This is a genomic window from Faecalicatena contorta (assembly GCF_022835095.1).
Taxonomy (GTDB): Bacteria; Bacillota; Clostridia; order Lachnospirales; family Lachnospiraceae; genus Faecalicatena; species Faecalicatena contorta.
On record NZ_BQNQ01000001.1, the window covers coordinates 3,796,599 to 3,811,797 of the forward strand.

Below are 15,199 nucleotides of genomic sequence, written 5' to 3' on the forward strand. Positions count from 1 at the left end.
AACTACTTAACTGCTGCTGTTTTTTTCTTTAACTTTAACTCGCCTCCGATATTTGGCAGTAATACGGCCAGAATCAGCAGAGCGCCTAATATAATCAGAATTAACTGCGGGTTCATGTTGATCTGTCCAAGACCAATTCTCAGGCAGATGATTATGAATGCGGAAATGATTCCTCCCTGTAACTTACCCTTGCCCCCGGCGGTTGATATTCCGCCGAATACCGCCATTGCGATGGCATCAAGCTCAAATCCGTTTCCCGTCGTGGTGTTGGCTCCGTAAAGCACGGAAGTGAGGAAGAGCGCTGCAAGCCCGGCCATGAAACCCATCACCATATAGATGATCAGGCGGATCTTCTGTACATGGATTCCTGAATAGTAGGCTGCCAGCCGGTTGGATCCGATAGCATATACACTCCTTCCGAATGTCGTCTTGCTGAGTACAACGGTAAAAATGACTGCAAATATCACCACTACGAAGAGGATATATGGGATCATCCCCACTTTTCCGGCGATCATGCGGAACCCGTCTGCGTTGCTTAATGATATGGACCCGCCGCTTCCAAGAGCGATCTCTGCAATTCCTCTGAATACGATCTGCGTTCCCAGCGTTACAATCATAGGAGGCAATTCTGTAAACTTTGTAAGGATCAGGCCGTTCACCAGTCCGCAGACCGTGCCGACCACAAGCGCGGTCAGAACTACTAAGATAAACGGCATATCTTTGTTGCATACCATGCATGTCATCGTGGCTGACAGGCAGACGGTAGCGCCTACGGATATATCAATTTCGCCAAGTATCAGGATGTATGCCATTGGAAGCATCAGAAACACTTCTGTCAGATATTTGGGCATCTCTCTGAGGACATTGGATACCTGATAGCTCTGGGAGATACTTGAACAAAAAATGTTGATTACGATAAACAATACTACCAGCATGCCTTCCCAACTGAGAACTGTCTTTTTCCATGACTTCTCTGGCACATTGGCTATAGTTCTTCCGGATTTTCCTGCCATGATTACATCTCCCTTCCCTTCAGATTATTTTTATCCATTACACGCTGTGTTACGACGTTCAGGATTACGACGACTAATATGATAACACCCTTTACTGTATTCTGTGCAATCGAGTCGATTCCTACGAGAGGAAGTGCTTTTGCGATAATCGCCAGGATCAGGGAACCAAGGAATGCTCCTACAACACTTCCGCGCCCGCCTGTCATGCTGACACCGCCGATGACACAGGCGGCGATAACATCCATCTCTTTTCCGTACAGCATGTTGGGCTGTGCGGAAGAGTAAACCGCTACGGCCAGGGCACCGCACAGTCCTGCGAGAATTCCCATTACCGTATAAACCATCAGTTCCACATTGGACGTATTGATACCGGATATTGCAGCCGCCTCACGGTTGCTCCCTACCGCATATACTTTTCTTCCCACCTTCGTCCATTTCATAACAATAAAGAATATAATATAACATGCAAACATGATTAATACAACATTATTAATTCCCAGTACCTTACCCAGGGCAAAGTTTTTAAACTCACCCAGGTTTTCTGCACTTGCCCACTGGCTGTTTCCGATCATATAGGCCATGCCCCGGTATATGTACATGAATCCCATTGTTGCAATGATCGGAAGCACCTTTCCTTTTGCGATAACAAGACCGATTACCAGCCCGCACAGCGCTCCGATTCCGATCGCAATCAGAAAGAGCAGGAAAGCATTTTCTACGATGTTATATTTCAGCAGCATCCCGACCGTCATCCCGGAAAATGCAAGCGTGGATGCGATTGAGATATCGATACCGCCGAGCAGCAGCACTCCCAGCATTCCCAGGGTCATGATCATGATAACCGCGTTATTTTTCAGCATATCTGATATAGATTTCAGCGTCATGAAGGAAGGGCTTCTGAATGAAATGACCACACAGAGGATAATCAAAACGATCAGAAGACTTGCTTCACGGGAGCCGGTGATTTTTTTCCAGATAGATTTATTTTCTTTCATCTTTCCCATTTCCTCCTACTTTGATTTTTCCATCGCCAGCTCAAGAATGCCTTCCTGAGTCGCCTCATCACGGTTCAGTTCACCAGTTACTTTTCCGCCGCACATTACGACGATTCTGTCGCTCATGCCCAGGATCTCTGGCATTTCGGAGGAGATCAGGATAATCGCGTATCCCAGTTTTGCCAAATCGCCCATGATCTGATAGATCTCCGCCTTGGCTCCAACGTCCACACCTTTTGTCGGCTCATCCATGATGACAACCTTCATCTCCTGGCCGAGCGCCTTTGCTACTACGACCTTCTGCTGATTACCTCCTGAGAGTGATGTCGCAGGATCGAATATCGTAACTGCTTTTGTATCCACATCTTCGAGAAGCTTCTTCGCAATTTCGCGTTCTTTCTTCTCGTTATTAAAACCATGCTTTGCATATTTGCCCATGGTCGGAAGTGTGACGTTCCTGCCCAGGCCCCAGCTCATGATCAGTCCTTCTTTCTGACGGTCTTCGGGAAGAAGGATGATCCCCTGCTTCATCGCATCGGACGGCTGTTTGATATGTGTTTCCTTGCCCTCCAGAAATACCTTCCCGGCATCCGGCTTTGTGATACCGCAGACACTTTCCACAACCTCGGTCCGCCCTGCGCCAACCAGCCCTGTCAGACCTACGATCTCACCTGCATGCACGCTGAAGGAAACATTCTTGAAATATCCAAGTCTGGAGAGTCCCTCCACCCGCAGTACTTCAGGTCCGATCTGCACTTCCGGTTTTGGGAACAGATCCTTGATCTCACGTCCAACCATTGCTTTAATCAAATCCGCATTGGTGATTCCGTCTACATCATAAGTGCCGATATACTGTGAATCCCGGAACACGGTAACCGTGCTTGCCAGGCGGTACATATCCTCAAAACGGTGGGAGATGAAGATGACAGAAACACCGCTGTCTTTCAGCTTATCAACGATTCGGTATAGTTCCTCAGACTCATTCTTGGTCAGCGCTGCGGTAGGCTCATCCAGAATAATGATTCTGGCATTTGTAGAAAGTGCCTTTGCAATCTCCACCATCTGCTGCTGTGCCACGCTCAAAGCTCCCATCTCATCGGTAGGCTTAAAGTCGGCGTTCAGCTGCGACAGCAGCTTGCCCGCTTCCTCATTCATCTTCTTCCACTGAATCATGCCTCTGCTGATGATCTCGTGGCCCATGAAGATATTTTCTGCTACTGTCAGGTCCGGATAAGATGTCGGATGCTGGTAAACTGCCGCAATACCGGCTGCCTGTGCATCTCTGGGGCCTTTGAAGTCAACCTTCCTGCCGTCCAGGAACATCTCGCCTTCTTCTGCTTTATGTACTCCGGTTATGACTTTTATGAATGTAGACTTACCGGCTCCGTTCTCGCCCATCAATGCATGGACTTCACCCTTTTTGAGCTGGAAATGCACATTGTCCAAAGCCTTAACGCCAGGAAATATTTTTGTGATACCTTTTAATTCCAAAACATATTCAGACACCGTGTTTCCCTCCTTTTCCTTTCTAAACTAAGTGTAACAGTTCTAAACTTCTACCAAAACAGCAAAATTTTTCGATTAAGGGTAAATTTTTTTTGTATTAGTCTTCAGGCAAATTTTCTGCTCAAGCAGAACATTAGGGTATACCCAAAGGGCACCCCGTAACTCATGCCCTAACGGGCGGGTCTGCAGCAAGCTGCAGAATAAAGTATAGATTTCACAGATGGATTTTGTTAGAATGATAGCATATAGTATGAATATGATGAAACTTCTATTTTCGAGGGAGTCCGTTCAGGAGCCCCTGCCAGCATGCGGATTCCCCCCTGCCCAGAACATCAGGGCATAGGACGATCTGATTACGAAGGAGAACCGATACGATGAGATTATTGATTGTGGACGATGAAGAGTTAACCCGTGAAGGATTGATTGCGTCTCTTGACTGGAACGCACTGGGGATTGAGCAGATCTTTCAGGCCGATGACGGAGTGAACGCGCTGGATATTGCCCGCGCGCAGAAACCGGATATTATTCTATGTGATGTCCGCATGCCGCGCATGAACGGGATTCAGCTGGTCGAACGTCTGGAAGAGTTTCTTCCGGATACCAGCGTCATTTTTATGAGCGGTTATTCGGACAAGGAGTATCTGAAGGCGGCCATCAAACTGAAAGCGATCGATTATGTAGAAAAGCCTCTAAACCCGGAGGAAATCAAAGAGGCAGTGTTGGAAGCCATTGAGCGCCGTGCAAAGAATCTGCGCACCAGGCAGAACGAAAACCTGTATTCTATGGAGACCGCCTCCCATCTTGCACTGCTGCTGACCAAACCCTATAAGGAGAATACCGGGCAGATCACCAGCCTTGTCGAAGAGCTTTCTCTCCGCCTGATGCCGGGAAGCAGTTTTACAACCTATATCGTCAGGCTGAAACCCACGGAACCTGACGGCACACTTCTGCGCAACATCCGGGATGACCTGACCGATTATCTTACACATTATCACCTGCATGTATTTTACATCCAGATCCACGCCGTATATCATGTGTTTCATATTATGGGAGACAGCGCGCCCTCCCCAATTGCCCTGTCTGCTGTTGAGAATTTTCTGAAAGAGCAGTTTCTTCCCCTGGGTGATTTTTTTATCGGGCGGGGAGACACGGTGAGCGGAATCAGTCGGGTCTATCACTCTTATACGACCGCGGTGGTTATGCTCCAAAGCAGTTTCTTTTTCAGCCCGGGTACGCTTCTTGCTGCATCAGACATGGAAAACGCACCGGGAATGGAACCAGGCGCACAGGAACAGACGGAAAAGATTGCGGCGGACTTTAAAGATGCGCTTCTTGCCAAAGATCAGGCTGCCTGCATCGGACTGCTGAGCCGGCTGTATCGGTGTTATTCTGAAAACAGGGTGTTTCTTCCCAACCAGGTAAAGGATATTTACTATAAACTTTTTATCAGTATCAATGACTGCCGCCAGACGCTGAAACTGAGCCATGATCCTTCGGAGACCAGTACAGAGGAAAGTATCATTGACCATCTGGAACGCTGTTTTACTTACCAGGAGCTTCACGAGCTGCTGGTCTCCAGAACTGAGCAGTTTTTTGCAGGCATCAGCGACCATGTTCCGGAAGATTCCACGATTTTTCTGATCAAGGACTATATCAGCCGGAATTATGCCAGCGATGCGCTCTCCATCAAGGAGATCAGCGACCATGTATATCTCTCTGCTTCTTATGTCTGTACCTATTTTAAGAGCCAGACAGGACAGACTCTCAATCAGTATCTGACTGAGTACCGCATGGAAAAGGCGATGCAGCTGCTAAGTGACGCCCGCTATCAGATCACAGATATATCCTCCAGGGTCGGCTACAGCAATGGCAATTATTTTAGCAAAAGCTTTAAAAAATTCACGGGGCTGACCCCGTCCAAATACAGGGAGAAGATGCTGGGATGAAATTACATACAAAGAAAAACGGCAGTTTATATAAGAATCTGAAGCTTCAGACCAAGTTTACGATTACACATTTGGTGATCGCAACGATCCCCATGATCGTGCTTGCCATCTTTTTCTATACGAAACTTTATGACATGATCATTGCAGACACCATCCGTACGGAGCAGAATGCATCCACGCAGACAGCCCCGCTGATTGAGGATGCCGTTTCCCGCATACTCCGGCTTCATGACCAGATTACAGGGGAAGAGTTCTACCATCAGATTGTCAGCTCCGCCCGGACAGAAACACTGAGCGGCCTTGCAGATGGTGATTCTGCAGACATCTTTTTGGAGACAATCAAAGAAGCCACGGATGGCTCTCTGATCACAGATGTAAAACTGTATATAGATATTCCACGGACAGATCGTATCTTTTCAAATTATCCGATGTGCAATACCATCCTTCCGATCAATAATGCCTGGGGAACCTACTGGTATGGGATATTTAACGGGGCTCCGTCGCTGCGCACGCTTTTCTGTCCGTCTTTCTATCTTGGCTCTTATGAGATCAGGCATAACGGGGAAATGGCATACATAACAAAATCGAGTATTATTTATGAGGGCAAACGGGTTCCCTGCTACCTGGCGATCTATTTTTCCCAGGACTATTTCGACAGCCTGTTAAAAGACAACCTGTCTTCCAGCAGCAACGTGGCTTACATCATCAATGACAGGGACAGTCTTGTGGCCACATCGGATCCGGCATTATCCGGCGCCTATCATTTCGGATATGATGAGGTGCAGGAACATTTTATGTCCTCCAATAACTTTATTTTAAAGCGGGTTCTGGGGGAGGACGTATACGCCGGCTTTTACAGCATAAAAAATACGGACTGGTACATGGTCGTGGCCATGCCGTCCCAGCCCATGATTACGAAAAGTATTACGATTATGGCAGGCTTTATCCTGGTTTATGTGGCGTGTATCCTGATCGCATTCCTCATTGCCACGCTGCTCTCCCATTCCATTACGAACAGGCTGTCAGCCGTCATCAATCAGATGGCAAAGTCGCGGATCGGGCCGCCCGTGGCACTGCCTGACGCAGACACTTACGATGAGATCGGGGATCTGATCTCCACCTATAATTATATGACCCGCGTGATTAATCAGCTTATGGATGAGCAAGCCAAGGCCGCCGAGGATCTGCGGGTAGCGGAATTTAATTCTCTGCAGGCCCAGATCAATCCACATTTTCTCTATAATACCATGGATATGATCAACTGGCTGTCCCAGCAGGGCCGCTCCCAGGATGTAACCTCCGCGGTCCAGAAGCTATCCCGTTTTTATAAGCTGACGCTGAGCAGAAAGCAGAGCCTCAGCACCATAGCAGATGAGCTGGAGCATGTTTCTATCTATGTCCAGCTGCAGAATATGCGTTTCCATGACACCATTGATTTTCTGATCGATATCCCAGATAATCTACTCGAGTACTCAATCCCAAAGCTGACCTTCCAGCCGGTCATTGAGAACTGTGTCCTGCACGGCATTCTGGAAAAGGAGTCCAAGCAGGGAACCATCGTACTTACCGGATGGCTGGAGGAGGAGGATATTGTGATTCTAATTTCCGATGACGGAGTAGGCATCTCCGAAGAAAAGCTGGAAGACATACTGACCGGACACGGCTCCTCCGGTGGAAAAGGTTCGAAGATTGCGGTCTATAACACACACCGCCGGCTGCAGCTGATGTACGGTCCGGGGTATGGGCTGACCTATTCCAGTACCCGCGGCAGCGGCACCGAGGTGGAGATACGTCTGCCTGCACGCTATCCCCAGGATGGAATCGCAGATGCCAAAGAAGAAAGCAGTCCGGAGGATCTGCTGAAAGAAAGCCATTTTATCCAGGCTATGACCCTGCTGTCCCGCCCGGAAATAAATATATACGAGATTGCCTCGGAATGCGGATACAACGACACACAACAGTTCTTTAACGAATTTAAAGAGCGGTTCGGTTACACACCCGAAGAATACAGGCGCCAGATGCTCTAAACTCACAATCATGAGTTTGATAAGCCGGTCCCGCGCCTGTTGATCTTCCATATACTTTTATTTATCCAATACCACTGCCGGTATCTCAAGCAAATCTGCAACTTTCTCATAAAGGGATGCATTGTGCCCGATGCTCATTGCAAAATGATGTGTCGGCGCCTCTGCAAACCATTCATCCATATAAGAATCCGGATCCTTTTTGAACTTAACAGGGGTCTGGGTGTTTCCTATAGTCATGATGTCGCCGTCCGTCGACTCCGCCTCCGTGATGATAAACTTGAGCTTTCCGTCCACGGTCTGGGTACATCCCAGGTTAGTAATGTCGCCGGTGCGCACTTTGGCTTCCACAGATACGCCGGTTCCCTGTTTCCCATGGTACAGCCCCATCCCTCTTAAGATTGGCTTTCCTTTTGCGATCTCCAGATGGAACGGGCCGTCATGCCCCAGAAGAATGGTGCCGTCTTCATAATCTGCCGTAACAATTTCACAGAAGCTCCCGCCCTTACCAAGGATGTCGCATATCTTCATCGCCAGGCAGGTTTTCAGGTCTCCCTCCCCGGCGCACGGAATTCCCCTGGCTGTTAAAAGAGAATGCCCGACAATAAAGCCTCCCTGCACCTCTTCGTAATGCCCTCCCGGCGCCCCGTGATAATAATAGGTCAATGCATCCAGACCGAACTCTTCCACCAGTTTCTCCTGTGCCACAGCCACTCTTGCCGACCAGTTCATCTGCTCATCCGTCGGTTTCTGGGCAAGAGGGTCTGCCGCCGCATCTTCGCTTATCGTAAAAAACGCCTCGATCTCCTTTCTTTTTGCCGCTGTCTCTTCTTCTGTCACACTTTGCAGGTGCCTGTCCAGATCACACATTTCCAATACCTGCAGATGGGCGCCGGTCTGTGCCTGAAACATGGTAAAATCGCTGTACATATCCAGCATTCCGCTGTAGGTATTGCCAAGGAACCCAAACCGGGCCCCCTTGAGGCCGCATTTTACTTTGGCGGCCTGAACCCACTCTTCAATCTGCCTCCACGCCCGCTTCGCCTCCGGGCGCTGTGCAGTATCTTCATCGGCAAGAGATATCTCCGGAGTATAGTCCAGTCCCAACAGGCCGTTTACAACCCGGTATTTGATTTTGGCACGGTGGAAGGCATTGGAAAGCTCAGGCACCGGGCACGCACCGCAGTGTGCCAGCCATTCCCCGGTCGTCGTCTTCTCATAATTAATCTTTGCCGCAGGCTGCAGGTTTAGAATCACGACCGGTGCGCTGCAGATCTGATGCAGCGGGAGCACCGATGCACTCGTAACATAAGTCGCGGAATGCGCCAGTATCAGATCCACATGGTTCTCATTGAAATACTCTCCCGCTTTTTTCCCTTCCTGTTCACAGTCCACCAATCCATAGAAGCAGGTATCTGCCCCGAATTCTTGTACTTTTCCTGCGATAAATTCCCCATATTCTATCAGCCGTTCCCGCAGCCCCGGAAACTGCCCCCAGTAATGCTTCAGTCCCATGGAATAAATTCCGATTCTTGGTTTTTTTACTTGTTTTCTTGAATTCATCGTTTTCCTCCTGCTTTCATGATAAAAATAATATATTAGTATTGTTTCTATTTATGTTTACAAACCCATTATATTCCTGTAAAATAGAGATTGCATCCAAGCAAATTGTTTAAAAATAACAGAATGTTGTGGTGACATTATGAGACAGAACACAAAGGTTTTGGAGCGCGGCTCCCACACCTGGAGTGAAGACTCCATCCGGATGATACTCACACCCAGCAGTACGGCACGGTCCACCTACTTCTATACGCAGGAGGTAGGTTATTTTAAGACGTTCCATCCCTATTTTTCGGAACGGGAGAATCTGGACTCCTTCCTGATCGTCTACACGGTATCGGGCAAAGGATATCTGGAATATGAAGGGCAGACTTATCCAATTACAAAGGGGCAGTGTTTTTATATCAACTGCGAACAGCACCATCTGTACCGCACGGGCCGGGAGGAAGACTGGGAGATCCTGTGGATTCATTTTAACGGAAACAGTGCGTTGGGTTATTACAAGGAATTTACCAGAAATGGATTTCAGATATTGAGCGTGCGCGACGAATTTTTCATGGAGCGCACGCTCTGGCGCATTATTGCGCTCAATCAAAAAAAGGATCTGACCACCGAGCTGGTCACATCCAATTTAATCAACGGTATGCTGACAGAACTGCTGCTTCAGACAGCTACAAATAATGCAGATACCTTTCTGATCCCGGATTATATCAGGCAAATCGTGCGGGAAATAGATAAGAATTTTAAATCCGGCCTCCCGCTGTCATATTTTGAAGAATTTACCCACCGCAGCCGCTATTATATCTTAAAAGAATTCAAAAAATATATCGGCGTCACGATCCATGAATATATTATCACTGCCCGCATTTCCTATGCAAAAGAGCTTCTGAAGTATTCTGATCTTCCGGTCAGTGAGATTGCCTTTGAAGCCGGAATGAACAATGTGACTCATTTTATTAATCTTTTTAAGGCCAGGGAAGGCGCCACCCCACTGGCATACAGAAAGGCATGGAGGAATTAAAGCTTGCATACCTTTTTTACTTATAAGAAAGTTGGTCTGTAAGATAAAAAGCCCGCCCGGCGGGATGCGCACTGCGGCGTAAGCAGTAGATGCCGCTATGCGGCCGCCTCAGGCACGAGTTTCTCTAGAGAAACTCTATTCTTATGATATAGGAAATTCCTCTGGGATTTCCTATATCATAAAAACCCTCCGGGAGGATGCACACGCCGCGTTAAGGTATATAGCTGCAAAGCGGCATCGCGGCGGCGCCAAAGCGTGCAGGCCCCTCATGAGTGAGGGGTTTAGGAGTTGAGGCGGGCTTGCCCACTTTGTTCTATCCGCCTGCTCCCATGCACAGAGCAGGAATACTAAAGTTTCTAAAACTCATACTTTTTTTGAGGTGATTTCAAAATACAAGCATACTGATCTGCGGACATTGGCCTGGCGCAATAATATCCCTGTATGTCATCTATCTTCATACTTTTTAATATATCATACTGTGCTTTATTTTCTACGCCCTCCGCTGTTACGCTAATATGAAGCGACTGTGCGAGCCTGATAATACTGCTCAGGATCAGTCTTACCTTTTCATTGTTTTCCACGGGATCGACCATACTCTTATCAATCTTTAGAATATCAATCGGCATAGACTTGAGCATCGTAACCGATGAATATCCGGAGCCAAAATCATCCATTAATATCCGGATTCCCCTGCTGCGGAGTTCTTCCAGGCTATCAGAGAGAATATCTTCATTGGAGAACAGTGCCGTCTCTGTCATTTCCAGCTGTATCAGCTCATGCGGGATCTGATGCCGGTCAATGATCTCCAGATACCGTTCCACAAAATTTAGCCTGTATAAATGCAGCTGTGATACATTAACCGAGACAGGCAGAACTTCAATGCCCTCCCGAAGCCACCGTTGTATCTGGCTGCAAGCCATCTCGAGCACGAATTCATCCAGTTCCACGATGCTGCCACTGTGTTCCAGAACGGGAATAAACTCCGCCGGGCTGATAGCCCCTGTTTTAGGATCTTCCCATCTGACCAGAGCTTCGGCGCCGCAGAACCGTTGCTCTTCCACCTGGAATTTGGGCTGGTAACACAGGTAGAACTCCTGATTTTTAAGCGCTTCCGAAAAACGGTCCTCTAGCTCTTTATTCCGCAGCATACGGCTGCGGATGGTCTCGCTGTAAAAATTACACGAATTAATCTCCGGGTTATATTCCGACCGCGCCGCCATAGCCGACCGGTCCAGCATGGATTCCAGCATTTCCTCCCTCTGCTGCACCATATAGACCCCGGCCTGTACTTTCAGCACATAAGGGGTATCCCCAACGCGGTTATCGGCCTCACATTCAATTTTTTTCAGAATCATATCCAGGCGCTCCTGCAATTGTTTCTGATCCTGGTATACCAGTAATATGGCATAATGATCAGACTGCATTCTTGCCGCACACTCATAGGTTCCGACTGCCTCCCTCAACGCCTTCATCACACGTTTCAGTGCCCGGTCTCCCTCTTCATAGCCATACAGGTCATTGATGTACTGGAACCTTTTTATATTCAATACAGCAAGGGCATACTTTTTATCCGTATATGTATGCAGAAGCTTCTGGGCATCCAGCATGAATTTAGCGTACGAAGCATCTCCGGTAACTTCATCTACATACGCCGCCCGCTCCAGCATCTTCCTGCCCGCCTTCTGGATCAGGTACACCCTGCATGCCAAATACAGGATTCCAAGCAGACACACCAGCAGGATCGCATAGGCCGTAGCCATAGGCCCATTGATATGAGTCTCAACTACCGCTTCCGGTATCACGCTCATCAGATACCAGTCATTGATCTCCAGAGGCTGGTAATATACATAGCGGCTGCCTTTTTTCGTCTGAAAAGTCACGAATCCGTCCCGGAAGGCATCTATATCTTCCTGAAGCCGCCGCATGCCCGCCCTGTTATCCTCCGATTCCTCCAGAATATAATCATAATAATTCTCAAATGAGCTCCCATTTTTGTTTTCAGAGTCAATGACACAGTCCCCATTTTTTCGAATAATGTAACTGTACCCTTCCCCTCCGAATGTCGATACGGACAAAATCTCCTTATAATACTCGATCTCATATGCTCCGAACAAAACATACCTTGTACCATCCTCCCAATTAATCGGAGTACTGTAAAGAGTAATATCTTTCCCGTCATCCAAATCCTTGAGACGATCCGAAACCACTGTTTCCCCTTCCATTGCAGCCTGGAACCGCTCCTGAATACTCTCCCGATCCGGCACAAATCCCCTGCCATCGGTAGCCTTCCCAAAGTAATCATCCCGGATAATCCCCATCCGCTTAAACCCGTTCATCTTATCCACATTCACAAGCCGCTCAATCAGCACATCAATATCCTTCGTTCCCCCCTCACTAATGTAAATTGCCAGATTCGTTAAAAGCGTCTTATTCTTTTCAACCTCCTCCTGAATCACATTCACGCTCTGACAAGATATCTCAGAAAGAGTATTCAAAACCTTCCCCTCCGAAGACTGCTGAAACTTCCACGTAAAAAAGACTGCCAGCAAAACAGTCATGGCAATAACAGCAATAATATCAATATACAATTTTCTTTGTCTTCTGCCTTCTCTTTTCATATCCCAATTATACACACTCCCCATCCCCCCGTCAAATGAGATTAGCGAGCAGATTATGCGAGCGGAAGATAGGGGGCGCCTACACATAAAAAGCTCTCCCCAGCCCATAAAACCACGCCATCGTCTGTTCCATCCACAGCTCCCGCACAAGGCCCTTCCGGGGAGGAGGGGCTCTGCCGCCTGGATGCGCATAGCTGAGTAAGAGCGGCGTCTGCAGCCTGCTGTGGGTTTCCATGCCGTTGCCGCCGACATATAGTGACGCTTAGAATATCTTACAGAAAAAATAAGGAAAAGTGAGGGCAGCATTTGATTCACAAAATCAAATGCTGTTGCCGCCGGCGGTGTGAATGCATCAGCATTCACGCCAACTGCGGCATGTCCCTCACTTTTCCTTATTTTTTCTGTTAGATATTCTTAGCCTCACGGCCAGTCGGCAGCAACGGCATGGAAACCCACAGCAGGCTGCAGACGCCGCTCTTACTCAGCGCCCCCATACCAGCCAATTCCCCTCCGCCCCCAACCGTTACCAGAGGTTTTTATAGATTTGTACTACATCCGCCTTCCGTGGCACGCGTGGATTTGTATCCGTACACCCATCTGCCATTGCCCCATCTGCCATATGATCTATGGCATTGAAGTACTCTTCTTCAGAGATTGTCCCCATCTGTGATATGGAGAGCGGTATATCCATCTCTTTCAGCATGAACTGTACCCAGTTTACGAGTGATCTTACCGTCATGATCTTATTATAACTGCTCAGTCCCAGCAGCTGTGCCACTGTGGAGTATCTTTTCACAGCCGGCAGGTACTCCGTACGGCTCTTGCTGTGCTTGTTGATATCACTGTTGAACTCAATGATATGGGGAAGCAGCATTGCGTTTGCCCGTCCGTGCGGGATGTGGAATGTTGCGCCAAGCTGATGTGCCATTCCATGGTTTAGTCCCAATGACGCGGAGTTGAATGCAAGCCCTGCCAGGCAGGATGCGGAATGCATCTTCTGGCGCGCATGGGTATCATTTCCGTCCAGATATGCACGGAGCAGGAATACGCCGCAGATTTCGATTGCTTTCTCTGCAAGCGCCGTTGAAAAATCATTTCTGTTTGTGCTTACACAAGCCTCGAGCGCGTGCGTAAATACATCCATTCCGGTGTCCGCTGTAATTGAAGGCGGCACACTCTTAACAAGCTCGGCATCCAGGATTGCCTCATCCGGTGTCAGATCTCTGGAAACCAGAGGGTATTTCATCTGTTCTTTCGGATCGGATACAACCGCGAAGGATGTAACTTCTGAACCAGTTCCGCTTGTTGTCGGTATTGCGATCAATCCGACTTCCCCGTAATTGTCCACACGAAGTGCAAACTCACGGATTGATTTGGAGGAATCAATGGCAGATCCCCCGCCGACTGCGACAATCGCGTCCGGCTTATATTCCAGCATCTTTTTGACACCTTCACTGATTTTTTCGATCGGAGGATCCGGCACAACATCCTTAAAAATGTCAAATTCTATCTTTCCCTTTTTAAGAGGATCGGTAATCAGATTAATCATACTGCTCTGAGCCATAAACGGATCAGTGATTACCAGTACCTTGTTGTATGGAATTTCTGCCAAACGATCCAGCGCCTGATCGCCAAAATATACTTTAGTCTTAATCTCAAAGCTTTTCATAGTGTTTTTCCTTTATTCCGGGTAGATGCACTCTATCCCTAACTCTTCAAATGCCTGAAGCCATTTGGCCTCGGGTTTTTCATCAGTAACAACAGTCGTTATATCTTCCAGCATTCCGATCGCTGTAAACGCAATTTGATCAAATTTACTGCTGTCTATTGCCAGAATCTTCTGTTTTCCTGATTCCAGCATGGTTTTCTTGTTGTTCGCGTGAAGCTCATCCGAATCTGTAAGACCGGAAGCAAGGTCAACTCCTTTACAGGAAATTATCGACTTATCCACGTGATAAGAACGAAGCATCTTATCCGTCTGCGGCCCCACGAGCGCAAATGAACCTTCCCTGGATACGCCCCCGGTTGACAGTACGCTCCAGTCAGGCACATCAAACAATTCAATGATAATCTCAATTGAATTTGTGATCAGCGTCAGGTTTTTTTTCTCTTTTAATGCCTTTGCGATATAAACTGCTGTCGAGCTGCCGTCCAGCATGAGGCTGTCTCCATCGTGGACCATTTTGTTCACAAGTTCTGCAATCCGCTGTTTTCCAACAACATTGCGGTTCTTTCGGATATTAAATGGAAGATCGATGTTCACATTTTCATTGATAACTGCTCCGCCATAGCTTTTTATGGCATAGCCGTCATTCACCAGTTTTTCCAGATCCCTTCGGATTGTCTCTTCAGACACATCATATATCTGGCTCAGCTCACTTACCACTACACGCCGTTCAGCCTGAAGCTTTTCTAATATTTCATTCCGTCTCTCTATTGCGAGCATCACATTGCCTCCCGGTCATATTGCCCTGCCTTGCCCTTCTGAACACACTGCAGCGGGCTATACAGCAAAT

10 protein-coding genes are annotated in these 15,199 nt (G+C 47.9%); 3 read left to right on the forward strand and 7 right to left on the reverse strand.

The features are described 5' to 3' along the window. Nucleotides 1-2: 2 nt before the first annotated feature. From MWG26_RS17040 to MWG26_RS17050, 3 genes are read right to left on the reverse strand one after another with little or no spacing between them, the layout of a single operon-like run. The gene (locus MWG26_RS17040; RefSeq protein ID WP_025656516.1) at nt 3-1,013 is read right to left on the reverse strand and encodes an ABC transporter permease; all 1,011 of its coding nucleotides are present in this window, start codon (nt 1,011-1,013) and stop codon (nt 3-5) included. Nucleotides 1,014-1,015: 2 nt separating this feature from the next. Beyond that, nucleotides 1,016-2,008: an ABC transporter permease gene (locus MWG26_RS17045; RefSeq protein ID WP_025656515.1), complete on the reverse strand. Its 993-nt coding sequence runs from the start codon at nt 2,006-2,008 to the stop codon at nt 1,016-1,018. A 15-nt stretch (nt 2,009-2,023) separates the two neighbouring features. Next, nucleotides 2,024-3,514, reverse strand: a complete 1,491-nt coding sequence (locus MWG26_RS17050; protein WP_025656514.1) for a sugar ABC transporter ATP-binding protein — start codon at nt 3,512-3,514, stop codon at nt 2,024-2,026. Nucleotides 3,515-3,888: 374 nt separating this feature from the next. On the opposite strand from MWG26_RS17050, the gene MWG26_RS17055 reads away from it, so the two are divergent. Then, nucleotides 3,889-5,460 (forward strand): response regulator transcription factor, encoded by a 1,572-nt coding sequence (locus MWG26_RS17055; protein ID WP_244062758.1) that lies wholly within the window; start codon nt 3,889-3,891, stop codon nt 5,458-5,460. After that, nucleotides 5,457-7,487 carry a histidine kinase gene (locus MWG26_RS17060; RefSeq protein WP_117440864.1) on the forward strand — a complete coding sequence of 677 codons (2,031 nt, stop codon included), beginning with the start codon at nt 5,457-5,459 and terminating at the stop codon, nt 7,485-7,487. Before MWG26_RS17055 ends, MWG26_RS17060 begins: the two co-directional genes overlap by 4 nt. 57 nt (nt 7,488-7,544) lie before the next feature. On the opposite strand, the gene MWG26_RS17065 is transcribed toward MWG26_RS17060, so the two are convergent. Next, nucleotides 7,545-9,047 (reverse strand): L-fucose/L-arabinose isomerase family protein, encoded by a 1,503-nt coding sequence (locus MWG26_RS17065; protein WP_117440865.1) that lies wholly within the window; start codon nt 9,045-9,047, stop codon nt 7,545-7,547. Between the two features lie 139 nt (nt 9,048-9,186). On the opposite strand from MWG26_RS17065, the gene MWG26_RS17070 reads away from it, so the two are divergent. After that, a complete protein-coding gene (locus tag MWG26_RS17070; RefSeq protein WP_025656511.1) occupies nt 9,187-10,065 on the forward strand; it encodes a helix-turn-helix domain-containing protein in 879 nt (292 codons plus the stop codon). Nucleotides 10,066-10,421: 356 nt separating this feature from the next. On the opposite strand, the gene MWG26_RS17075 is transcribed toward MWG26_RS17070, so the two are convergent. The 3 genes from MWG26_RS17075 to MWG26_RS17085 form a co-directional block, all read right to left on the reverse strand. Beyond that, nucleotides 10,422-12,698: a bifunctional diguanylate cyclase/phosphodiesterase gene (locus MWG26_RS17075; RefSeq protein ID WP_049915730.1), complete on the reverse strand. Its 2,277-nt coding sequence runs from the start codon at nt 12,696-12,698 to the stop codon at nt 10,422-10,424. A gap of 508 nt (nt 12,699-13,206) precedes the next feature. Next, the gene (locus MWG26_RS17080; RefSeq protein ID WP_025656509.1) at nt 13,207-14,352 is read right to left on the reverse strand and encodes a 1-propanol dehydrogenase PduQ; all 1,146 of its coding nucleotides are present in this window, start codon (nt 14,350-14,352) and stop codon (nt 13,207-13,209) included. Between the two features lie 12 nt (nt 14,353-14,364). Further along, on the reverse strand, nt 14,365-15,129 hold the full coding sequence (locus MWG26_RS17085) for a DeoR/GlpR family DNA-binding transcription regulator (protein WP_025656508.1): 765 nt from the start codon (nt 15,127-15,129) through the stop codon (nt 14,365-14,367). Nucleotides 15,130-15,199 lie beyond the last annotated feature (70 nt).